Below are 23044 nucleotides of genomic sequence, written 5' to 3'. Positions count from 1 at the left end.
GCCCTGAGCCGTCATTGATATTACACGTCGCTTCCGTTTTCCTTGCCGAGCAACTCTTGAATACGCTGATAGACTTCAGCGGCCGTAAGCCCGCTGTAAGATTCATTACTCTCAAAATTCAGTATCTCCTCGGGATCAACACCGTGCAGCACACCGATCAATGCAAGGTCTTGTTGAGAAATACGTTTTCCCGTCCGGGTATCAAACATTTCTGATTGACCATCAGGGTATTTGATCACTGAAACCAGCTTCCCACCGAACAGAGGAATGCCTGTCATGCTCAGTGAATAGTCATTGCCCGCCGCAGCCTCTTCATCATCATTCTGATGCTCGGCCGGCTTTCTCTCAGCCGAATCGCCTCGGGCAGCGCGCGCCTTGTCAGAAGAGAGGGTCACCTTGGTGCTGTTGGCCGGAGAGAAGGTATCTGAAGGATCTGAGCCAGTAGATGACGATCCGGTTTTACTTTCAGTATTGACTGCCGCAACCGCATTGGGTGATTTGATCACATCAACGGTAGAGACGTTAGGTTGAAAAGTGGCGCCATGTAGATTTTGAGTCTGAATATCTGGAATAACCACAATATAACTCCTTTATATATTCATTACTGGCAGTATTTAATGCCAACACGTCACTTTGAAATAAAGCGAAAAAGATAAAAATGTCAGTAAAATATTTCTGACAAAACAGCCACTTAACATATTAATGTGCAATCTCAACGCGTTGGGCTTTGAGGCACGCGACGTCTGGCCCAGCAACCGCTGGTTATCGATGCTTTAGCCATTGCCCGCTACTGCATCGAGCTTATCTTTATGCGCACAGAACACAAACCCTTGAAGTCACTATCGGCCAAAAAAAGAGCTTTTTTAATACTTAAAATGAATAATAGATGATTTCCGTTATTCCGTACGGAAACTGTGGATGTGGCGCGTTTTTTGATAGTTGGCCAACGTTAATTGGCCACAACAATCAATACGGCGAAAACTAGCGCAATATGGAAAACCAGAGGCTCGCTGGCAGGTCAATCATTTAGTTTTGCGAGAAACATTGTTGCCCGCGTCCGCACTTAACTTGATGATATCCCACAGTGCCAGCGCGGTAATCAGCGCAATCAGGGCAAACCCGATGCGAAAACTGATTCCTGGTATGGCGGGCAGCATAAACGTCTCGCTGAGCCAGGCACCCGAGCGAATGCACAGCGCGCCGAGCGTGATACCGAGGCCATTAGCCAACTGCAACGAGGTACTGAAAAGCGTGTTGGCTGAGCTCATTTCTTGCGCGGGAACATCAGCGAAGGCCAATGAACTGATTCCGGTGAATTGCATGGAACGAAACAGGCCGCCCAAAAACAGCACCACCAATGTGACCATTTGCGGTGTATCGGGGCTTAACAGTGCGCAGCCTAACAATGACAGTACGCACAGAATACCGTTACCAATCAGCAAGTTTTTAAAGCCAAAATAGCGGATCAGCGGTGTTGTCGCGGGTTTCATCGCCAGGTTACCGGCAAAAACTGCCAACACCAATGCGCCAGCGTGAAAGGCATCCATCCCAAATCCAACCTGAAACATCAGTGGCAGCAGGAAGGGAACGGAACTGATGGTGGCGCGTAAAACAAATCCTCCGCGCATGGTGATGCGGAAGGTGGGAACGCTCAATGCGTCGAGGCGAATCAGCGGTGTAGACGCGGTGCGCAGGTGTTTTATCGCCCAAAGCAGGGCGAGCATGCCGGCAGCGATGACGGCAAAGGCATAAGCCGGGTGACTCTGCTGCTGGCTGAGCATTTCCAACCCGGAAACCAGGCACAGCATGGTGATCCCGGTGGAGAGAAAGCCCCGACCATCAAACGGCAGCTTCTCTGTCGGTTTCTGATTCGGCATTAAACGCAGTGCGATAATAATGGCGATAATCCCCAAGGGCACGTTGAGAAAAAAAATCCAGTGCCAACTGGCGTAGGAGGTGATGAACCCTCCCAGCGGCGGCCCGATGATCGGTGCCACCAGTGCGGGCCAGGTGAGCGTGGCGATCGCCTTGATCAGTTGGTCTTTGGGCGTGGTTCTCAATACCACCAGACGACCAACTGGCACCATCATGGCACCGCCAATGCCTTGCACCACGCGTAACAACACAAACTGCGTTGCGGATTCCGCCAGGCCGCATAGCAATGATGAAAAGGTAAATATCGCCAAAGCCGCACTGAAAACGGTTCTGGCACCAAAACGCTCCGCAACCCAACCGCTGGCAGGAATCAGCGCCGCCAGCGTTAACAGATAAGCCGTAATACCAATATTAAGGTCAACGGCAGAAACGCCGAACGAGCGCGCCATATCGGGCAATGCGGTGGCGATCACCGTACCATCGAGAAACTCCATAAAGAAAGCGCTGGCTACCAACAGGGCGATACCTGAAATGGGCGCTGACGCGGGTTTGCTTTGCTGCTGCGCGGAATCAGATGCAGCCATAATTATTCCCCTGACGTGACAATAAAAAAAGATATTATTATTTAATGGTATAACAGCACTATAAAGGTGTTATACCACTATTGGTTCGAGGGGAAAACTGCAATCCCATAGCAGAGTTAGGGTTTTTGGTATGCAAACATTGCGCTGTCATGGTTGATTTGCATTGCGCAAATCATGGTCAAGCGAATGACGTGTAAGTGTATTTAACGCCGTGCTGTGAAAAATGCCATAGCCTCTTTTGCTGATGCTTGCGTTAAAGAGCCGGTCTTTACAATGGTGTCCACGTAATAAAGGGTATAACGGCCACAGTCATTGCCATTCAAGAGGTGCTGATGCCCGTGATGCTGTGCGGTGAGGATACCTTTTTTGTCCAACCCAAGACTTTCATGGTTGAGAAACTGCCTATTAAGGTGCTTGTCACCCTTATAAAAACCATCAATTAATCCTGCTTTAGGGTCATGCAGGGTTATTGTCTGGATTTTTCCCTCGTGAATATCGACCTCACATAGCACAAAGTGGCCGCGTAGCCCAAAGCATCCGAGCGGATTACTTTGTGCGATAGGCATTAAGGTTTTTACATTGCCTCTTGTAAATTCTTTTTTTATTTCTTCCAACAGTGCGGCGGCTGAATGGCCACCCGATCGTATTGCTTCATTGCTACGGTCGTCGAGTAGATCGTGGGCTGGTGCAGTTATCAGGTAGGTGGTGTCCTCGATCTGCCTGCTGCGATAGACGGTTTGCTCTACGGTGGTATATGTGGATGTCCCTTTCAAGTGTGTCCATCCCTCTTCTTTGCTAAACAGCGCATCCAACTGAAGATTAAGCTGTGAGCACGTGAGCTTTTCACCGTGGGTGTCTGTCAACACTCGGAATATTTCCACAATCCTGGCGCGGAAATCACCGAATTGAAAAGACAGGAGTGACTTCATGGCTTCCTTTATAAGCGTCGCACAAGGGGTTTGTGCTGAAGGGGGAGATATTGGGGATAGTAGGGGGATGGTATCGTTTGAAATGGGCAGTGGCATGTTTTTATATCTCACATAAGAGGTAAAGGCTGTACACAATGTTCTAGAGGGTAAGGCGATGGAGTGCCTTTATAAGGTAATAATGGCGCGGCAGGTGGTTGAGGGGAATAGGTAATAAACCCTATTCCAAATTCTGGAACAGGGTATTGGCTATTAACAGCTAATTATTTGGCGCTGGAAAGGGCGTTGATCGCTTCCCATGACAAATCGAGATAGTTGTTTTTCTGTAATTCTGTTAACCCGTACAAGCGTTCACGAACCATATCGAGATTATCTTTGGCGTGGAACAGATAAACCGCAATCAGGTAATCGTAGGTAAATTTGCCGAAACCGGTATCGCCGAAATAGGTCTGATAGGCCGCGTGAATTTCTGCTTTAAACAGATCCCACTCCTCTTCATTGATCATATTACAGGTGAAGCCCCACCGGACCAGCATGGCAGCACGTTGTAAATTGAAGGCGACGTAGGGAAGGGTAGTTTCGTGATGCTTTTCCAACTGTGTTTCTGTTACCGCCGAAAATTTATCCAGAATAGCCAGTGCTTCACCGTAGGCCGATGTGGCTTCCGGTCTGTTTTCTTCCGGTAAGGACTGAAGTAATTTGCCAATAAATTCGATCAATTCGCTGCGTTTTTCGATGTCATAGCTCAGCATCAGATAGTCGAACGCGGAATTATCAATAATGCCTTTTTTGTTGGGCTCTATGTTGACGTCGTAGGCCTCGCGGCTGTTGAGGTAGGATCTGGCATGATCGGCGCGGTTGTTTCTGGTATCACAGATATCCATCAACCCGGATAACTTCACCACCAGCGCATCGGCGTCATCTCTGAGCGGATAGCGAATGTTGGCGGCTATTCCGTTGGAAAATTGTGGGATACCATCCTTGAAACCATAGTTGGTCACAATATTCAGCAACAACCGAAGGATTACCCACGCTAAGGATGCACCCATTACCCACGGGAAATAGGTATGAATGCTGTCCAGGCGCGCACCCAGCATATGTTCGAGGTAGGGCAGAGAATAGTGCACGACCAGGAAAAAGATGGCGATTTTGCCAAGGCCGACAACCAGTTTCTTTATTATAGGTTTGTAGATATCAAACATAAAATTTCCTTATAAATGTGTATTGCACAACGCCATGGTATTGAACAGGTATTTTTTCCATTATGACCTGAACGAGTAAAACGGGAGGGGGTGCGTAAATATTTGGCGTGAATCTAACAATTTCATAGAGATAATTCAATGCCAGCGTGATAGCTTCTTTTTTTGCAATTTATTGTGCTGCGTAATTATTTAATCTGTTGCTATATTATTGTCTCAATATTTTATTTGTGGCGGATTTTCATGCTAAGCCGCTGAGATCTGCCCGGTTAAACAAACATTTTCTATGCAACCGCCGCCCCCGCGTTGCAGGTGTCACTCCCTCAGTGCAAAACAGGATTTCTTGATACCCCTTGCAATGCCAACCATTTTATGCGTTAATGACAGCGTCGGTTTGATAAGCAGACATGATCAACGCAGTTTACTAAAGCAGTTCTCACATCTAAGTGCTATCTAAGAGTTATCCTCGATACCCCTTCTTTTTGAGTTTCATCTTTACGCTCTGATTCCATCCTGTTCTCAAGCCCTGTTCGCCGAAAGGCTCATTAAGAAGGTAATAGATATGTCTAACAAAATGACTGGTTTAGTAAAATGGTTCAACGCAGACAAGGGTTTTGGCTTCATTTCCCCGACTGACGGTAGCAAAGATGTTTTTGTTCATTTTTCTGCTATTCAGAGCAACGAATTCCGTACTCTGGATGAAGGTCAGAAAGTTGAATTCTCAATTGAAAATGGCCCTAAAGGCCCAGCAGCCGCGAACGTGGTTGCGCTGTAAGTAAAGGATTGGTTCGTTATTTCTACATTATTTCTAAAATGTCCGTGTTGTCACGGTTCCCAATACCGAACGTCGCATTTTGACGTTTCACCGTGGAATCCGCATGGTGCGAAATGTATTTTTTGCAAAACCATTATGCAAGCAGAGAGCAACTGCTCCGTGCACGCAGGACAGCTAATAAAAACGCCAACATTATTGGCGCATTATTCTTGATAATTTCAGAATAAAAACCTCTGTATAAATAAAACCACACCTGGCGCGTCAATGCTAATTGACCGGGGTGTGGTTTTTTGTATTAGGAACCGGGTGTTGCGGTTTTTCTGATACGTTATACCCGTTGTATGAAAAATTGCCTGTTGCCGCAAAATCGGCAGCCGGACGTGGAAACCTGTGTTTACTATCGACGATACCAGACGCGACATGCGTCTTTTTTGTATCGTAGCCTCGGCACATCCATACTTTACGAATCCTATTCGTAGCACAATGGTGGCTTAGGCGGGGCAGACTTTGGGTCTGTCTGAGAGAAAACCAAAATCCTGCTACGTAATACAGATTTACCCGTGAGATATCACTACACTGGCAAAGCGCGCTGGTTCCAGAACAGTGAGAATGCACGTGTTGGTTGATACTTCAGTCAAGGCCGGTAAGTATCAGGCGAGCCAGGTCAAGGAATGAATACCTCAGGAACGAGAGCAGAGTACAACAAGAGGCCAGGCTTATTTATACTCGTTAATGGTGATAATCATGATCAAGGTAATTATTGCATTTTGTTTTATTGCTCTCACTACAGGTGCTTTTGCAAAAGGAGGCGGACACCATTCATCCTATAAGGGAGCCTATAAAGCGCCGAAGAGTTATAGCTACAGCACTGGTAGTAGTTCAAGCCATGAAAGAGTCAATGGGTACGTTAAAAACAATGGCACATATGTCTCTCCGTATAAGAGGACAACAAAAGATTCTACGCAATATAATAATTTTAGCACTAAAGGGAATTACAATCCCTACACGCATAAAAACGGAACTAAAAAAGCGACCCACTAAAAATAGTTTGAAAAGGTCTTGCTGAGATGATTTTCTCTAAAAAGTGTCTCTTATGTGGTGCGGACCTTTTTAAACAGGATTGTTATTAATGGCATACATACTAAGAATCCATATACATAACCATAGAAAATACGGTCTGATGCTTCTTTTATCTGTTGAAGCGAGTATGAGTAAACCTGTGCTGAAACAGGATTTGAAAGCTGTAGCGTTTCGTTTTCCATAAAAACAGACATGGGCTGCAATGATATAAAAACCCCTATCAGATAACATGACAATATAAATATAATGCCACCCCATCTTAAAAAAAACATTGACCCGTTTCTTTTTGTCTGGATCGTATCATTTTTTTTGAATATAAAAAGAATCAATGCAATACAAATAAAAAAACCGAAAAAGCCAACTTCATCTATCACGCCCGAGTTAACTTGCGCTATACTCACTGCATTATGATATTCGCCAATTGTCATGCTGCTTGAAACTCGCCGAGATTCGGTTTCTGTAAAATCGGAAAAATTTCTTTTGGCAAAAAAAAGTGCAATAAAATAGCAACATGAAATAAATGTAATCGCAGACCATTTCACGATGGTTTTTATTTTACGGGTTAGCATCGCTAAAACCTCCTAATAAACCACCCACTGAACCACCGGAATAAGATGAGCCATACCCTAACGCTGAAGCTATTTCTGCGAGGGCTGCCTTTCCCCTGGATCCTGGTGTCTCCTCAACTGGGCTAAGGTTATCTATATTCGGATATTGCTTTTTAAACACACTGGTTATATCAATAACTTGTAATGATCTCTCGGTGCTTTTTCTCATCAAAAAACGCTGTAATGATACTGGGACAGAGAAATCTTCTTCTAATTCAACACGCATCTGAGAGTTAGTGGTATATCCAGCTTCAAAGACGCTCGAACCAGAAAATTTAATGCCATCAGTGGTGTGTGTGGTGCAGTTTTTGCCAGTAACATCGTACTGATCAATGATTTTACCACGTGCTTTAGTTACATTGCGCATTTCTGATGTCTGGATTACGGGTACGCTATCTTCCCACAGGCGTTCAAAATAATTGCGCGTGATAAGTATATCTGCATCATCGATGCGAAACACGTTGGCTTCCATTCTGTACAACTCATTCCTGTAATACATCCTCGCATCTTCATATTTCAAAAAATTAAGAATCCCATCGCCTAAAAGGGACCCAAACCATCGTCTGCCAAATCGGCCGTATGTATAAACATAAGCATTATTATTATCATGAACTGAAACGAAGACATGTCCGGCCCCTTTCGTTTCAGTCCAAATAAATACACCATTTGCAATTGGGTTTATCTCAAGTTGACATTGCCCAATCGGACTAATCCACTCGCCTTTTTTGGGGGCGAGATAAACAGGATCATCCCTGAAGTAGGATTGTGACTGACTCCTTAACCCATGTACTTCCTCGAGAGTTTTGCCTGTACACCACCGGTATATATTGTTTCCATTTCCCATGTTCCCTCACAGGCTAAAAGTTTAAATCCCTGACTTTAAACACTACTATAAATATAATAATAGATCAATTGAGGAAGCTGTTCCTTATTGGATGTTGAACCCCGGGGTTTCATTTTAGAAAAACGATTCTTTTTCATTTGTTTGGGGTAATATTGGGGGTGTTTAATATATTACTACAGGTTTCGGCTCGTCTATCTTTAGAATTCAACTACCCGCAAAGTGAAACACTTGCACATACCACTTTGACGAAGTTTGGCCTGTTTCAGGGACAACGCCATCTGCTCTTCGGTATAACCAGCCTTTTTCACGCCAGATGACCTTTTTTTGACGGAGGTAAAGGGCCAAAAACTCTACTTTACGCGGGGCTGAACAAAGGGAAAAGAGCCACCACACTTTTACACCATTTAGCGCCATCGGTTGCGCCTCCTGATGTGGGTACAACGCATACCGAGCTTACGATACCAACAGATATACCAACAAAGTAACGTTAATGTAGGGGGGAGTGACCTTTGGCGAACAATGAGTATTGGTTAACACATTGTTTTTAAGATGATTGGTGGGTATCGGTGGATGTTGCTGAACAGGCTTCTGGTGTCCCCAGCAGGAATCGAACCTGCAATTAGCCCTTAGGAGGGGCTCGTTATATCCATTTAACTATGGAGACATTGTTTAGGGTTGTTTTGACCATTTCACCCCTGTTTGTATCCTACCTCGAATTGCCTCTTTGCATCAATTGCTTTGTGCTGCTTAGTCCGTTTTTGTTCACTGTTGTTTTTCTTTTTCGTCGGTTTGTTCACTTGCTATTGCGTACATATTGAGTACACAATGCCCCTGTTTAGTGTGTACAGGATATAAGCATGGCACTCAGTGACACAAAGCTACGCAGCATCAACGGTAAAGCGTATGAAGGTCCACCGGAGATCACTGACGGTGACGGCCTTAGCGCCCGCATAACCCCGTCTGGCACGGTAACCTTCCAGTTTCGTTACCGCTGGAATGGTAAGCCCGTTCGTCTCACTGTTGGTCGGTATCCAGTCACAACCCTTAAAGATGCACGCGTTATCGTTGGTGAGATGCGTACATTGTACATGAAGGGTATAAACCCCAAAAATTATTTTGCCCGCAGTGACGGTATGTTGACGCTTAAGGAATGCCTGGACCAGTGGTGGGACAAGTATGCATCAACACTCAAGCCAAACACACAAACATTGTACCGTTCTGTTGTGTACAACACTATGTACACGCAATTTGAGGAAATGCCTGCACAAAACATCCCTGTCGCAATGTGGGTGAGATTCTTCGATAAACAAGAAAAGGCCAACAGCAAGAAGGCTCGCGTATTACTTGTCCAGTTGAGATCAGTAATAAACTGGTGCATAAGCAGACAGTTGATCCCATCATGTGAGTTATCAAAACTAAGCGTCAAAAATATTGGTAAAAAACCAGATATCGGCAGTCGAGTTTTGACGTATACAGAACTTGCTAAGGTCTGGATAGCCTTAGAAAATTCAAAAATCACATCATCCAACAGGGAGCTTCACCAACTGTTAATGCTATGGGGGCCCCGCTTATCGGAGCTACGCCTATCAACTTCAAGTGAGTTCAATTTTGAAGATATGATCTGGATAACGCCCAGCGGTCATTCAAAGATGGGAAATGTTATACGGCGGCCGATCTTTGATCACGTTAAGCCATATGTTGAGCGGCTTCTTAACAGCGGTAATGCTGTGTTGTTTCCGGGTCAAGAGTTGGATAAACCCATCGATATTTCTTCGGCAAATCTATACATGAGAAAGCTGAGGGAGAAGATAGACATTCCCGAGTGGAGAACGCACGATTTCCGGCGCTCACTGGCGACAAATTTATCAGGGGAGGGAGTTATGCCCCATGTGATAGAAAAAATGCTGGGGCATGAACTGGGAGGTGTGATGGCCGTGTATAACAAACACGACTGGCTTGATGAGCAGAAAACTGCTTATGAGTTGTATGCAGAAAAGATATTCTGGCACGTTAAGAAACTTGGCGGTTAACTCCGCCCTCAGCGAGCCACCGTTCTACCTCGAAACGGTTATAACGAGATGGGTAAGTTAGTACTGGCTGAGGGAAACCACACTCTTTTCTTAAACGCCAAATTGCAGTTCTCTTCTTTTTGATAAGGGCAGACACTTCCTCTTCGGTCATAAATTCAATTTGCATAATTAGTCCTCGCGCTGGTGGGGCGCAAACAAGCGCTGCCAGATAGCAGATACGTACTTAGCCTGGTGCCTGCGTGTTATTGCCCATTGTCTCAATGTCGATCATCAGGTGATCCATACTTTCTCCTGGCAACAAAAAACCGCCATGTAGGCGGTTTCTCTATGGTTGATATGATTATTTCTTTCCGTTGGCATCAGCCATTTGCTGATAGCGAGGGTCGTTGGAATTTGGCAGGTACGGGCCTATTCTTTTGCAAACAACCTTCGCATCCTCTCCTGTTCCGATAGGTAGTGGTCATATGCGATGTTGAATGCCTCGTTTTCTGTCTCAAACTGCTTATCTTCTATATCCAGCCACACGCCATTTTCAAAGCGCTGAGCTTGCCACTGACCGCCGTCGCCCTCCCTGATTAGATAGCCAGGTTTCGAGCCATCATTCGTTCTTACATCGCCGACGAATTCCCCGGTTGCCGGGAAGAGAAAAACCACGCCACCGCTCACAAATTTCCGCATACACACCTCTCATGACGAGAGCATAGCTGTAAACACTGTATAACAGTAATTTATTCCCCCCTATGTTGCGGAGCTGCGGCAATCATTGCTGCGTAAATGGCATCATGATGAACGTAGAATAATGTTTCGTCTTTTGTATCAAACGTAACATCATCAGAATTCATCGCCGCCGCTATCATCTCTGGCGTCGGTTCAACCGGCACCAGCGCATACCCTTCCGGCACCCAACCATCCGGAATTACCGGAGAGTTGCCAACAAAAAGAGGTGTTCCATGCTTGAGGTTTAGTTCTCGCCCTGTTTTTGTCCAGCATATGGAGCCATGCCCCTTAGCTCTTTCATCAACATGAGCGACCGGCCCGCACCCTTTAGCCCAATCTATGCCAATCCACGCAGGAGAGTTGCCAGACTGGAGAATTGATTTCAGCGCCGCACGAGGCATTGCCGCCCAAGCAAGAAACACATCCGGTCTATCAGCATCTTCGGTCGGTAAGGTGTTCTCAATTTCATCCAGAGCGTCGGAAAGTTTCGCAAAAGAATCGCTTGAGGCGGTAATGCACTGTTCGCCATCAACCTCTTGCTCACAGGTATCATCAGCAAGTTCGAATGCGGCCCCGCAAACTTTGAGCAGCATTTCAATAACGCGCTGGTGTTCTGCCGTTACGCCACCAATCGGCACCGTGTAAGGCTGGCTTGCGCGCTGTTTCAGCGCTTCGATAGCGTCGAATATCTGCGACGGTTCTCCGTTTACGTCATCTGCTGGAATGTCGAGCAGATCGGTAATTGTCGCGAGAGTGAGGCATGCCCCGGAAAACTCGTCTTTCCAGTCTGTCACAGGCTGGCTTGCGGCTGGTGCCTGGAGTGGGCCGAGCGCTTCCACGGACACACCATCCTTGACCAACTCGTCAGCCTGTTTCTTATCGGTAGTTGAGTTGTATCCGCGACCGTCAAACCATCGCCATGCAACCGGCTGGCTTGCGGCTGGTTGTAGAGCACGGATACCTTCGGACAACTCTGCTAGCGTGCTGGAATGTTCCAGTTGAGCATCGCTGCCGAACTCAAACGTGCCGGTATCCGGATCATGCCTTCCATGCTCGTTATCGAATGACTCTCGCTGCTTATCCAGCCATTTTGCAGCGGCCTCGATGCCGTCACGATAGGATGGCTGGCTTGCTGAGCAAACGCCAAGAGGCTGAACCTCAACGCCACCCTCTGCTACATCACGCGCGCGTTCAGGGTCATTAGTGACATGCCACTGTTTGAGATAGAACCATTGCCATGCAACCGGCTGACTTACAGTTTGCGGGGAATGGTCATCATCCCCTGCCAATTTTAAGTGCTTGTTGGCTTTCTTAAATGCCTCCCGCATCCACTCTGCGCCAACAACCCATGCAGTATCTTGATCGGGACTAAAACTGAGAGGGGCATTCGCTGAGTCCGTTGGTTCAGGCTCGAAAAGTATATTTTCGGCTGGTGGAACGGGGCGGGCTTTCCATCCTTCAATAAATGCACCTCTGCGCCATGCCACATCCCTGGCATTCCCTTTGGGTAACAGATGCTCTGGCGGATTACTTTGCGACGCTTGCCCCCGCAGCTCTGCCAGTTGTGCTTCTAACCGGGCGATATGCTCAGCACTCAGCGGGAACCACGTTTCAAGGCTGCTATCCTTAGACCAGTCAGCGGGTAGGCTAGCCAGTTGTGCGCGGAGTGCTTTTACTTCTGCGATTATGCTCATGATATCGCCTGATTCGTTCGCATAATCACCGTCGCCAAACTGCTCTTGAATATGCTTGTCGTCAGCAAATGAGGCGAATAACTCACATAGGCGTTCTTCGCTAACAATTTCATTAGTCAAAGTATTCATGTTATTTAGTCCTTATCCCGCCACGCTTTCTACTGATTCAGGGAATCTCAGGCTTTCGTCAAACCCAGCGTCTAAATCTTCAACGCATTGTCCGAAATCTTTACTACCACTATCCATAGCGTTGGTAACATCATCAATCCGTGTCACGTCGAACAGGAATACAGTTGTGTCACCAACGGTATAAAACCCAATTCGATCTGACGGGCATTTAGCAAGCAGGGCATTTACTTTCTTCACCCAGGCTTTTTCTTCTTTTGTTAATTCAGCCATGTTATTTACCTAAAAGTTGGTTTTCCCAGCACGTCTTTGGCGGCGGGACGGCTTGACGTGCTGCCAAACGAATGGATGATTCAAGCTGTACACTTGCCAGCGCCGGTTGCTGATTTTGAAGCATTCCCCATATCCAGCGATCGGCACGTACAGCAACAAACGGGCCTGACGGTTTGACTTACGCTTCGCCATATACCCCTCATCAATACACAAAGTCACATTTGAATTCATGCCCGCATTTTGGGCACGTGGCCTCGCAGTTTTCTTTTTCCTGCCCAGCATGCTTAATTCCGGCGAACTCCCAAAAATCTGGCTCATCGGTAATATCAAATCTGTGTTCGCATTTCGGACAGTTAACGTTAAGTTCAATTGTCCACACCGCCATTATTTTCTTATCACTCACACCCCACCTCCGCGTATTTGCGCTTCAAGTTCTTTGATGCGGCGGTTTGCTGAGGCTAAAGCCTGTGATAACTGCATCATCCCGTTGTGGTGAGGGATTGATGCCTTGGCTTCCTCATAGGCTTCGAGCACTACCGGCAGGATGTGACCGTCACTGAACAGCTCTTGCAGAGATGGCTTGAGGTCCACGTAATCGACACCGGCATTTTGGAAGTTATGAACGTAGGTATCGAACGCACCCATGAGACGGCCAAAGCCGCCGTGACCGTCTACCAACACCTGCCAGGCGCGCAGGAGAAACATTTTCTCTTCGCGCGTGAGGTCAGTGCGCGCCAGTTCTTCGGCAATGCCCGGCACTGTGTTGCCGTGCCAACGGTCATCTACCCGCTCCGCGGCGTGAAACAGCTTCCAAAACAGCTTCATTTCGTCTTCGTCCGGGCGGGCCATTGTTATTTGGAATGTCGTCATGCTGGAACCCCACACATACTTTGCAGTGAGCGATGGTGATTCATTACAGTGGCAACGTAAGAGGCAGTCCTGTTTGCTATTTCAACTGCTACGATTTCTTCACCAACTTTTACGCGGTATGTTTCGGTGGTTTTGCGGCGAGCATGATTGCCGTATCGTTGCTGGTGGTTGTTAAGGGCTTCTTCTGCTGCCCTTCTTTCGCTTGGGGTCAGTTCGCCCCGAATGATGTGACGCATGGGGAACCTCGAATAAAAAGCCTTGCTGGTGGCAAGGCTCGTTATCTGTCGATCAGGTTGTCGTAATCGTTGTGCGTTATCAGGTTCCAGCTTTTGCCGTCATGCGACAGCAAACGCCAACGTTTATTAACCCGCAATGTGTGATATTTCTTTCCGTGGGTACGTAATGGATTTTTTCGGCCAGTGTTAACTTGCTTTAGCAGAGACACTGCTTTTTCAGCAATCCACAAAGGGGCTCTATTCTGGCTGAGGTTCATTTTGATCCTCGACGTATTTTCTGTACGCTTCGAAAATCTCCATTACCTCATCCTTAACGCCTTTTGGCAGCATTAAATAGTCATGTTGCCGGTCCTGGCTAATCAGCTTAGTTGACTTATAAACCAACTCAATAAGGCGATTTTTTTTTGCTGCGGGGAATTGTGGCTTGGCGATCGACTTTGTGATTTTTTTCTTGCCTGCTGACTCGGCTTTTTCCATGAATTTGGCGACAACTGTGTCAGCATAAACCCCATGTTCCCGAGTGATATCGATAGCCAGGGCATAATTCAGAGAACCAGCCCTTACCAGACTTTTTATATAGCCTGAACACTCTTTATGAAGTTGCAGGTGCTGTATTATGTCGGATTCAGACCGCTTAACCTTCTGAGCGATCTGCGCGTTGGTCCAGCCTTGGTTTTCAAGTCTAAAATAAGCCGCACCACGTTCTAACGGAGTAAGTGCCAGCCCTTGGGAGCTGGTGACCATAAATGCTATTTTATCGGCTTCTGTACCGATAAAATCCTTACATTCGAGTCTTAGAATTTCACATCCAGCTTCGGTAGCTGCAAGCGCACCATAATAGCGGTGGTGACCATCGATGACCTTAACACCGCGTTCAGTAATTTCTACAGCAAGTGGCGGGATATATTCGCCAGCCATAAACGCATCTTTAAACTCGGCTACGTGCGCCTGATTTAATTCTCGGACGTTGTAGCCATCTTCGGTGTAAATTTCAGCAATTGGCACCAGATAAGCTTTTCTGGCTGTCATATCCGATTTTAACTCGTCTTTCTTTTGGTAACGCTGATATAAGGTCGCCATAGTGTTCTCCTGTGTCGGGTAAATACTTCACTATGCGCACCACTGGGCGCGCATAAGGCAGCATTTATTACTGATGGGAGTTAGATAGAACCTTCGTACACCGGGATATTTTCGAGAGCGTTTTGCAATTCGGTGACAATCTCGCTAAATGCGTGCTCAACAATTTTCTCGGGGTCGATCAGCTCATACCAGAGGATTAACTGGCCTTCTTTGATGCGGTAACGGAAACGTGCATCAACTTTGTAAGGGTTGCCGTTATGGAATGGCGCAATTGCCAGGCTGATTTTTTCAGGGAGAGTGGTATTACCGCCCCCTGTTTTCTCATCCGTATACGCAAACTGAGTTGTGCCGTCATGCAGGCGCTTAACCGATTTGAACTCAGACTTACGCGTCTCCTGGAACGCCAGAACCATTTCCAGCAATTCAACACCGGAAGGGCCGGGATAGGTTTCGCTTACCGCAGCAATATCGCCGATATGGTTTTCGATAAACTCACCGAAAACGATTTGATTCAATGGCTGTCCATCCTGTTTCGTCCAGGCCAGCCACTCTTTCGAGAACGGGCAATCATAGACCGCTTTATGTTTCCCCCATTCCGGTAGGGTGGGTGCTTTGTGATAATCCAGAACGGCAACAACTTTCGTTTTGGTATTATCAGCAAAGATAGCGGTGCGTTCGTCTTCGTATTTTTTAACGTAGGCGATTAGTGACGAAACAGAAACAAGGCTGACGTGCTGGCGAACAATTGAGGGTGTTAATCCGTACTCTTCCAGCGATTCAACGGTGTGATTTTCTGGTACTACAGCAACCGGGATAAAAGTATTCGGTTTATGTGCTGCAATAGCCAAATTACAGATTGCAGACACGGCAGAGCCGTCGACAACTTGCGACATAATGATTGTCCTTTGTTGGGTAATAAATGAATTACTTGAGAGTGGTTAGGCTATGAAGCTGGTTAGCCGTGTTGTTGCAATGAAATGGGCGCTGGCTTGCTTGTCGTATCGATGACTTTCAGGTCCATTTTCATCTGGTCAGGGTCATCGCGTAGCAGGTCGCCATCAGCAGTAGAAAACATGACGGTATCGGCCAGGTCCAATTTCGGTTTATTGAATTTGATGTCCGGTGTCACCTTCATTTGGTCATCTGTACGGGTGTTCAGCATTTCGACGCTTAGTACCAGTGTTACTGAGCCTTTTTTACGGGTTTCCCGAACAGCCTGAATAATCATTGCGAGGGTTTCAGTTAATTCAGCATCAAGAGTGCCTTTATTGATATAGGCAAGCTGTTGGCTGAATGGCGTGCATTTATTTTCTGCATTTTCAGTCATGGTTATTTCTCCTTTCACACACAGAAGGGTGAAGGGGGACGGGCTTAGACTTTCAGATTGACTCAAGTAGTAAATGAGTTAAGTGAAACCGCCACCCTTCTGTGAATAAAAAGGACGGTCAACCGCAGAACATTATCTTCATCCTCCGTAGGTTGGTTAGAAGATCGGTTGACCGCCAAAGACACAGACAAGGGAATGTTGTGTTTCCACAACGAGAAGAGCGCTGTGGTTGTTGCACCAACCCACTCATGGATTAGGTGTATGAGCCTGTCATGAGCTAGCGCTCTTCCCTGTTGTGTGCCGGTTACTAATCCGGCGACGCGAAACCGCGCCAGTAGTTGCCCTGGTGAAGGCGAAAATTACTGAGGTGATAGCTCGCTGAATCGGGCCATAAATTCGCGCTTTGCAGCGCCCGGACTCATCTGAACAATCAACCGATCGGATGGCTCAATTCCGCTCAGAATCGGCCATTCGCCAGCGCTCGGATGAAGCAGTGCTTCTTTTTCAGTTGCCAGCATGACCAAATCCGCGTGTTTAACTGCGGCGCTCATTTTGAAGGGAAGGCCGAATTTGATACGCACCATCACCGCTATATCTGCCTCAACCTGCTGGTAATCAAGCAGCAACCGCTTAAGCGGCGACATCATGTCGGTGACATACGCCTCATGGGCATCATGCATCAGCGCCTCAAAAGCGAATTCCGGTGGGACTAAGTAGCTAACACCGACAGAATGCTGCGCGACTGAATAGGGGTATTGAGTGTGACCACAGAACCGGTTGATTTGGGAAAGTGCGTGGGCGATATCTTCAATGCAGATATCATCGGGTGATGGCTGCTGATAATTAAAATGCCGCCCTGTATAAGTACTAATCCATGACATTGAGATAATTCCTCATTGAGATATTTCGGCGTAATGTTCACGGCCAATACTCATGGCCATATTGAATCGTGCTGCTGGTGGAATACCGCACCGTTCGAGGTAGTCACAATGTGACCGCATGCTTTTAACCAGGCGTAAATGTTGTGCGGGAGTAAGTAGGTGCCTGTTGTGCTGCTGGCTGGCCTGCTCATTTATCTGTGTGCACATCGAGAACTCCTAGAGAGAGTAGCGTTATGGGATGCATACTGCGATTGTTTGCAAAATGACCTATCGATTGTGTTATTATTCAGCCTCTACAATCCGATAAGGGAAAAACATGCTTTATGTGAAAGAAGGCGGTGTTTTGCTCAAGCTGGATGATTGGGAGCAAATTTATTCTCGTCCCAATTATGTTCAAGACCTCGATCTAAAAGGGAAAAACCTCAAAGCGCTCATCGGCTACTATAAAAACGAGCCCCCACGAACGTGTGGAATAAAAAGTTGTCATGCTACGCACATGAAAGGAGGCATTGTTGTAACCGAAGATGACCTTGAGACCTGCATAGGGCATATTTGTGGTTCTAAAATATTCAAAGAAAAATTTGATGTATTAATTCAACAAATAGAGAAAGAGGTCGACTTTGAAATATACAAAGAGGCTGTAGCGACGCGTAAGTCTCGCCTTTTTGATTATTGGCGACAGGCTGCTGATCTTACGAGTGGCACAACTGGTATCCTTCGGCTTGCAGAAAAAATTGCACTATTAAGAGACCCCTTGTCTGTAGGTCGGTTTGCCTCAATGGAACTCATCCGCATGGCAGCTAACCAAAACAGTAAGGTTGCTAAAGAAGAATGGGTTCAAAAAGAGGAAAAAGAGCTTACAGAGGAAGAGAAAAAAGACGGAAAGCCAAAGTATAAACTTGAATATTTGATTGTTGGTCAGATTCGGCATGTGGATCTAATGCTGAGCTCAAATGATATGAAAAAGCTTTACCAGGAAGAGATCGAAGAGGTCCTTCGCGCACTCCAAAATCTCGACCTAGATAAAGCCAGCAAAAGGCAGATAACCAGTATCGGTAGGGCTGCATCAGCTATTGAAGTAAGAATCACTCGCGCAAAGGAACTTAAAGAAAGGGCGATAGAGTTTCTAACCAGAGAAAATCTGTTTCCTTTGTACGAGAAGATGCTTCCGATGGACACTGTAAGTAAAAATGACCTTTCGCTGTATGAGAATTTTATAAATTCTTTGAAATAGACCCACCCTCTGGCAGGGACGCCCAAGCAGTATACTCATGTGGATGTAACGCTCCACCTGAACCGTTAACGGCATGTACGATAAAGCTGACAAACTTTTCCTCATCGTCAAAAAAAGCCCTTCCAAGAAGGTAGCCATCTCCTTCTCTAAATATTAAGCATTCTGCACATGATTTTTTATAGGTAGGAACAACACTTGCAGGGTAAAAATCAAGGCCTACACAGCCTTTCTCAGCATATTGGATAACAGATAACTTTTGTTTTTCTAACTCAATAATTCGTTTGGCTGCGAAATAAAGAACACTTTCCATTGTGTCGATAAAGTCCTCTCCCTCTTCCTTGTTTCCCGCCGCAACCATCAACATCGCGTCTTTGAAATCACTACTTCCATCTGTAACAGCAATGGCAAAATCACCCTTGCCGCGTGGCATAACGATTACGTTTGGATTACTAATCACGTTGTCACCTCTGCTTTAGTGGTTTTATGCCTACCGACCTGAACCAGCATCGGCAGGGTAAATCCGCTAAATCCTTTGCTATGGTCACGACGTAGCTCTCACTACCCCTACACCCCTCGCACTCGCCCTGGCTTTGCAATGCTCAGGGGTCTAAGCGGTCATCTGAGACGGTTGGCTGTCTCGATGATTTAAAAATACCGCAGGTATTATAAAATGACAATACCATAAGTATTAAAAATTATACGCGCGGTATTAATTTGATGATTTATAAAAGAATTTATTTTTAGTAATGTTTGTGGCAGCTGTAGATGTGATAAATGATTTATTCAATTGGTGTTGATACTGGTCGCTGGGTAGGTGATGAGGGGGAGGTTGGATGGTAAAGGCCACTATATGTGACCTTTCTATCGAAAAAATATAATTAATACAGATGAATATCTATACTAGGCGCATCTTCGTTTCAATGGCTACACCAATGATACGGCAGTTTCCATTGATGGGTGTCATAGGCCATGAAGGGTTAAGCCCTTTGAGATAGCGTTGAGCGCCATCAATAATTAATTTCTTAAACGTGGCCTCGTTAGAGTCGGTCAGTTTGGCAACGACTAAACTGCCGTTGACTGCTTCTCTTCCGGTGTCGAAGAGAACCAAGGTACCTTCAGGAATGCTTAGTCCTGACGGTGATGTCATTGATTCACCATCAACGAGTAACCAAAATCCCTGACCCTGAATGTGTGCATCAGATTCATACCAGTGGTCAACATCCCGCAGAGTGTATGCTTCAACGGCTTCGTTCCAAGCCCCAGCTTGAACTTTGCTGATCAGAGGATACTCTTGACCTGGCTTGTATCTTGAAACTATAGACACATTGCTATCAGCAGAGGTGGAGTATCCCGCCGCTTCTCTGGACAATGAAGGGCTAAAGTCAGATATTGATATTTGAAGGATTTTCGCAAACGCAGATGCTACTGGCACGTTCAGAGAGTTTCTGCCGTTAAGATAATGCCCTACGGCCCCCTGAGTTATGTCCAACTCATCGGCAATATGCTGCTGGGTTATCCCCAATGATTTTTTCTTCGACTCATACAAAGCTTTTAGGCGCTTGGCGTCTTCGAGCTGTTCTGGCGTCAATGACTTTTTCTTTTCCATCCCCTCATTCTAATACCGGAGTTATTAAAAATTAAAATACCGCAAGTATTGATTAATTTAATACTTTGGGTAATATTCCTTTCATGGCATTCGTTCATGGAGTCAATCAATGCAAAAACTAACACTCGCAGAGTTCGTTAAAGAGAGTGGGCAAGCCAAAGCTGCTGATTTGATCGGAGTGCATCAAACCGCTATCAGCAAGGCTGTAAGAACAGGACGAAAAATTTTCGTCACCAAAAAGCCTGATGGCAGCGTTAACGCAGAAGAAGTATGCCCATTTCCACGAGCTAAGCATGAATCTCAATCTCTTAGCTAATTATCGGTCGTGAACAAATTTTCCGTAACCACAGCCAGGAGAGATCAACTGTGTCACAGACTAGACCAGCAGATTGGCAGGCAGAGAAACAGCCCGAATGGGTGATCGCTGTAGCCAGAAAAATCATTACGGGCTTGCCTGGTGGATATGCCGAGGCTGCTGAATGGTTAGGGGTTACTGAAAATGCGCTGTTTAACCGCTTGCGCCCGGACAGTAACCAAATCTTCCCGATCGGCTGGCTGATGGTATTACAGCAAGCTGGTGGAACAACCTTGTTTGCTGATGCGGTTTCCCGGCAGTCAAACAGCGTTAACGTGCGCCTTCCGAGTATCGAAGAGATCGAGAATGGCGATGTGAATATGCGGCTGATGGAAGCCATAGAGTTTATCGGTAAACATTCTGAGCTAATTCGTCGGGCCACTGAAGATGGCGTTATAGACGCTGACGAACGGCGTGCTATCGACGAAAACGGCTACCAAGTCATTACTAAATTCCAAGAGAGCATCGTGTTGCTCTACAGCGTTTTTTGCCCTTCATCTGAGCAACCCTGTATGCCCCAAATCATCCCACATCCGCGCGAATAGTGCTGGTGGCCATCTGCCTTAACAACACAACCGTTTAATGCTTTCGGAGGTGCCAGATGGACACATTCAACTTTGTGAAACCTGTTATGCCAGTCGCGTATTGCCGTGAGGATGGCGCTTGGATTCAGGAAATGTTGGGAAAGTTACCGCGTGGTCAGCGGGAAAAAATCGCGCATGCCTACGCGGAGTCGTACCAGACCGCATATGACGCTGAGCCGGTTTCTTACCGCAAGGAAAACGCGGGACGCAGGGAGGCAAATACGCGTTTGCGGTTGTACGTAGAACGCTACGCCAGAGCCAATCAGGGCATGACTTCACTGCCACCGTTGGCCCCTGTCGTGAGGATTGCAGCATGAATTTTTTAACAGGTGTTTTTTTATGCGGGGGAGAGGGGCGGGGTAAGAGGGGGGAAAGGGGGGAGATCGGGGTGGGGTGTGGGGGCAGGAGAGGCACTACCAACAGAGGTGATCTTACAGAGATCGATCTTTGAATTGCCGAAATGTGGAAATTTATACAGTAGTGGTGATTGAGGAAACGAGATGCTGAACATTACGCCAAATTTAGCGCAGGGACGGGGACTGAACGCACTGCGTCAGAACTGGAAGTCTTATGCCAGTTTTATGATTTATAGCCCGGTGGGTAGCGGCAAAACAGGCCTTGCAGCGTTCATCACTGACGGTCTAATTTCCCGCAACATGCGCGTAATGTTTGTGGCCCCTTACACCGTGCTGTTAGACCAGACTTCCGCCCGTTTTGTTGAATACGGCCTGCCTGCCGAGGAAATTGGTTATGTATGGCGTGACCATCCGGCCTATGACCCGACGCGTCTGATTCAGATAGCGTCCGCTGATACGCTGATTCGTCGTCAATTGCCTGACAACATCGACCTGCTGTTTATCGATGAAGCCCATCTTAAGCGCAAAAAGATTCTGGAATTCATCAAACACCTGATCGCCAACACCAACGTAAAGGTGATTGGTCTGTCTGGTACGCCATTTCCAAAATGGTTAGGTAATTATTATCAGCGCCTGATTAAGCCGACGACGATGAAAGAACTAATCGCCATTGGTGCTTTGAGCAAATACGAATTTTACGCCCCATCAACGCCAGACCTGAGCAGCGTTAAAACGGTAGATAATAGCGATTACGGCGCTGACTACAACGAAACCCAATTGTCGCGGGTAATGAGCGAAGCCAAGCTGGTCGGGGATATCGTTCAGAACTGGCTGGAGAACGGCCAAAACCGCCAGACGGTGTGTTTTTGCGTTGATGTGGCCCACGCCAATTTCGTCGCAATTGAATTCAATCGCCTGGGTGTGTCGGCTGAAATCATGACGGCGAAAACGCTACATGATGAGCGCCAACTGACCATACGCCGCTTTGAGCAAGGCATCACAAAAATCATTGTCAACGTGGGGGTACTGGTTGCCGGGTTTGACAGTGATGTGCGCTGCATCATTTACGCCCGTCCGACAAAATCAGAAACTCGCTGGATTCAGTGTCTTGGCCGTGGTTTACGCGAAGCCGCTGGAAAAGATTTCTGCCTGATATTCGATCACTCCGGCACCGTTCACAAACTGGGTTATCCCGATGATATTGAGTATGACGGCCTGCTATCCAGCTCTGACGGCATGGAAAATGCCCCTGCCAACACCGCAAAACCCGATCCGGTAGAACGTCTGCCGAAAGAATGCCCCTCCTGCCATTTTGTGAAGCCTGCCGGAATCTACATTTGCCCTAAATGCGGCTTCAAACCGCTGGCTGGTGAAGATGTTGAAACCGACAGAAGTCGCGGGTTAACCAAAGTCAGCAAGGCCAAAGAAAAGCACACCGCCGCGATGAAGCAATCGTGGTGGTCACAAATTCTTTTCTATCAACGCACCCGTAGCGCACAGGGCAAACCAGTAAGCGAAGGCTGGTGCTCTCACACCTACCGCAAGAAGTTTGGCGTATGGCCCAAAGGGTTGCACCGCACGCCGCAGGAAACCACACCCGAGGTAATGAACTACATCAAATCGCTGCGTATTGCATATGCCAAGCAGCAGGAAAAAGCACAGAGGAACGCAGCATGAAGGTTGACGTTAATGACGCGCAGGTTATTACCGCATACATCCGGGCCAGTGGCTATAACGGTCCTGTATTCATAGACCTCGCCAGGCTTAAAGAAATACACATGCCA

The 23044-nt window shown here is 46.8% G+C and carries 27 protein-coding genes and 1 tRNA gene; 9 read left to right on the top strand and 19 right to left on the bottom strand.

Annotated elements, in window-relative coordinates; all coding sequences use genetic code 11:
- Positions 1-20 precede the first annotated feature (20 nt).
- From J5069_RS08850 to J5069_RS08835, 4 genes are all read right to left on the bottom strand, one after another.
- On the bottom strand, positions 21-578 hold the full coding sequence (locus J5069_RS08850; protein WP_264643461.1) for a hypothetical protein: 558 nt from the start codon (positions 576-578) through the stop codon (positions 21-23).
- A 444-nt stretch (positions 579-1022) separates the two neighbouring features.
- Positions 1023-2459, bottom strand: coding sequence for an MFS transporter (locus tag J5069_RS08845; RefSeq protein ID WP_264643460.1), 1437 nt, complete (start codon positions 2457-2459; stop codon positions 1023-1025).
- Between the two features lie 203 nt (positions 2460-2662).
- A complete protein-coding gene (locus J5069_RS08840) occupies positions 2663-3388 on the bottom strand; it encodes a hypothetical protein (RefSeq protein ID WP_264643459.1) in 726 nt (241 codons plus the stop codon).
- A gap of 260 nt (positions 3389-3648) precedes the next feature.
- Positions 3649-4587: a DUF1266 domain-containing protein gene (locus tag J5069_RS08835; RefSeq protein WP_264643458.1), complete on the bottom strand. Its 939-nt coding sequence runs from the start codon at positions 4585-4587 to the stop codon at positions 3649-3651.
- Between the two features lie 559 nt (positions 4588-5146).
- Between J5069_RS08835 and cspG the strand changes: the two genes are divergently transcribed.
- The 3 genes from cspG (at position 5147) to J5069_RS08820 (ending at position 6400) form a co-directional block, all read left to right on the top strand.
- Positions 5147-5359, top strand: a complete 213-nt coding sequence (gene cspG, locus J5069_RS08830) for a cold shock protein CspG (RefSeq protein ID WP_195314187.1) — start codon at positions 5147-5149, stop codon at positions 5357-5359.
- Positions 5360-5377: 18 nt separating this feature from the next.
- The gene (locus tag J5069_RS08825; protein ID WP_264643776.1) at positions 5378-5572 is read left to right on the top strand and encodes a cold-shock protein; all 195 of its coding nucleotides are present in this window, start codon (positions 5378-5380) and stop codon (positions 5570-5572) included.
- A gap of 531 nt (positions 5573-6103) precedes the next feature.
- Positions 6104-6400: a hypothetical protein gene (locus tag J5069_RS08820; protein WP_264643457.1), complete on the top strand. Its 297-nt coding sequence runs from the start codon at positions 6104-6106 to the stop codon at positions 6398-6400.
- A 50-nt stretch (positions 6401-6450) separates the two neighbouring features.
- On the opposite strand, the gene J5069_RS08815 is transcribed toward J5069_RS08820, so the two are convergent.
- The 3 genes from J5069_RS08815 to J5069_RS08805 all read right to left on the bottom strand — a co-directional run bounded on the left by J5069_RS08815 (position 6451) and on the right by J5069_RS08805 (position 8555).
- Entirely contained in the window at positions 6451-7008 is a 558-nt protein-coding gene (locus J5069_RS08815) for a hypothetical protein (RefSeq protein WP_264643456.1), read from the bottom strand.
- On the bottom strand, positions 6995-7891 hold the full coding sequence (locus J5069_RS08810; RefSeq protein ID WP_264643455.1) for a hypothetical protein: 897 nt from the start codon (positions 7889-7891) through the stop codon (positions 6995-6997). The genes J5069_RS08815 and J5069_RS08810 overlap by 14 nt, the downstream gene beginning before the upstream one ends.
- A gap of 589 nt (positions 7892-8480) precedes the next feature.
- A tRNA-Arg gene (locus J5069_RS08805) sits at positions 8481-8555 on the bottom strand.
- 193 nt (positions 8556-8748) lie between these two features.
- On the opposite strand from J5069_RS08805, the gene J5069_RS08800 reads away from it, so the two are divergent.
- On the top strand, positions 8749-9921 hold the full coding sequence (locus tag J5069_RS08800) for a tyrosine-type recombinase/integrase (protein ID WP_264643454.1): 1173 nt from the start codon (positions 8749-8751) through the stop codon (positions 9919-9921).
- A gap of 408 nt (positions 9922-10329) precedes the next feature.
- Here the strand turns inward: J5069_RS08800 and J5069_RS08790 are convergent, their stop codons facing one another.
- The 10 genes from J5069_RS08790 to J5069_RS08745 all read right to left on the bottom strand — a co-directional run bounded on the left by J5069_RS08790 (position 10330) and on the right by J5069_RS08745 (position 17125).
- Complete coding sequence (locus J5069_RS08790; RefSeq protein WP_264643452.1) at positions 10330-10599, bottom strand: hypothetical protein; 270 nt, start codon at positions 10597-10599, stop codon at positions 10330-10332.
- A gap of 50 nt (positions 10600-10649) precedes the next feature.
- Positions 10650-12461, bottom strand: a complete 1812-nt coding sequence (locus J5069_RS08785) for a hypothetical protein (protein WP_264643451.1) — start codon at positions 12459-12461, stop codon at positions 10650-10652.
- A gap of 12 nt (positions 12462-12473) precedes the next feature.
- On the bottom strand, positions 12474-12731 hold the full coding sequence (locus J5069_RS08780) for a hypothetical protein (RefSeq protein ID WP_264643450.1): 258 nt from the start codon (positions 12729-12731) through the stop codon (positions 12474-12476).
- Between the two features lie 9 nt (positions 12732-12740).
- On the bottom strand, positions 12741-13049 hold the full coding sequence (locus J5069_RS08775) for a hypothetical protein (protein WP_264643449.1): 309 nt from the start codon (positions 13047-13049) through the stop codon (positions 12741-12743).
- Between the two features lie 81 nt (positions 13050-13130).
- Positions 13131-13601 (bottom strand): hypothetical protein, encoded by a 471-nt coding sequence (locus J5069_RS08770; protein WP_264643448.1) that lies wholly within the window; start codon positions 13599-13601, stop codon positions 13131-13133.
- Positions 13598-13837 carry a DUF4060 family protein gene (locus J5069_RS08765; RefSeq protein WP_264643447.1) on the bottom strand — a complete coding sequence of 80 codons (240 nt, stop codon included), beginning with the start codon at positions 13835-13837 and terminating at the stop codon, positions 13598-13600. The genes J5069_RS08770 and J5069_RS08765 overlap by 4 nt, the downstream gene beginning before the upstream one ends.
- Positions 13838-14074: 237 nt before the next feature.
- The gene (locus J5069_RS08760; protein ID WP_264643446.1) at positions 14075-14917 is read right to left on the bottom strand and encodes a ParB/RepB/Spo0J family partition protein; all 843 of its coding nucleotides are present in this window, start codon (positions 14915-14917) and stop codon (positions 14075-14077) included.
- Positions 14918-14997: 80 nt separating this feature from the next.
- Positions 14998-15810, bottom strand: coding sequence for a YfdQ family protein (locus J5069_RS08755; protein WP_264643445.1), 813 nt, complete (start codon positions 15808-15810; stop codon positions 14998-15000).
- Between the two features lie 62 nt (positions 15811-15872).
- The gene (locus J5069_RS08750; RefSeq protein ID WP_264643444.1) at positions 15873-16244 is read right to left on the bottom strand and encodes a hypothetical protein; all 372 of its coding nucleotides are present in this window, start codon (positions 16242-16244) and stop codon (positions 15873-15875) included.
- Between the two features lie 359 nt (positions 16245-16603).
- Positions 16604-17125: an HD family hydrolase gene (locus J5069_RS08745; protein ID WP_264643443.1), complete on the bottom strand. Its 522-nt coding sequence runs from the start codon at positions 17123-17125 to the stop codon at positions 16604-16606.
- 316 nt (positions 17126-17441) lie between these two features.
- Here J5069_RS08745 and J5069_RS08740 point away from each other — a divergent pair, with 316 nt between their 5' ends.
- Entirely contained in the window at positions 17442-18359 is a 918-nt protein-coding gene (locus J5069_RS08740) for a hypothetical protein (RefSeq protein WP_264643442.1), read from the top strand.
- Here the strand turns inward: J5069_RS08740 and J5069_RS08735 are convergent.
- Together J5069_RS08735 and J5069_RS08730 are read right to left on the bottom strand one after the other, a co-directional pair.
- The gene (locus J5069_RS08735; protein ID WP_264643441.1) at positions 18340-18816 is read right to left on the bottom strand and encodes a hypothetical protein; all 477 of its coding nucleotides are present in this window, start codon (positions 18814-18816) and stop codon (positions 18340-18342) included. The genes J5069_RS08740 and J5069_RS08735 overlap by 20 nt on opposite strands.
- Before the next feature lie 438 nt (positions 18817-19254).
- Positions 19255-19965 carry a LexA family protein gene (locus J5069_RS08730; protein ID WP_264643440.1) on the bottom strand — a complete coding sequence of 237 codons (711 nt, stop codon included), beginning with the start codon at positions 19963-19965 and terminating at the stop codon, positions 19255-19257.
- A 109-nt stretch (positions 19966-20074) separates the two neighbouring features.
- On the opposite strand from J5069_RS08730, the gene J5069_RS08725 reads away from it, so the two are divergent.
- The 4 genes from J5069_RS08725 (at position 20075) to J5069_RS08710 (ending at position 22937) form a co-directional block, all read left to right on the top strand.
- Entirely contained in the window at positions 20075-20281 is a 207-nt protein-coding gene (locus J5069_RS08725) for a Cro/CI family transcriptional regulator (protein WP_264643439.1), read from the top strand.
- Between the two features lie 50 nt (positions 20282-20331).
- On the top strand, positions 20332-20865 hold the full coding sequence (locus J5069_RS08720) for a YmfL family putative regulatory protein (RefSeq protein WP_264643438.1): 534 nt from the start codon (positions 20332-20334) through the stop codon (positions 20863-20865).
- 131 nt (positions 20866-20996) lie between these two features.
- Entirely contained in the window at positions 20997-21221 is a 225-nt protein-coding gene (locus J5069_RS08715; RefSeq protein WP_319801667.1) for a hypothetical protein, read from the top strand.
- A gap of 183 nt (positions 21222-21404) precedes the next feature.
- Positions 21405-22937, top strand: a complete 1533-nt coding sequence (locus J5069_RS08710; RefSeq protein ID WP_264643436.1) for a DEAD/DEAH box helicase — start codon at positions 21405-21407, stop codon at positions 22935-22937.
- Positions 22938-23044 lie beyond the last annotated feature (107 nt).

Source organism: Candidatus Symbiopectobacterium sp. NZEC127 (assembly GCF_025962675.1).
GTDB lineage: Bacteria > Pseudomonadota > Gammaproteobacteria > Enterobacterales > Enterobacteriaceae > Symbiopectobacterium.
This window is presented reverse-complemented; position numbering and strand designations above follow the sequence as displayed.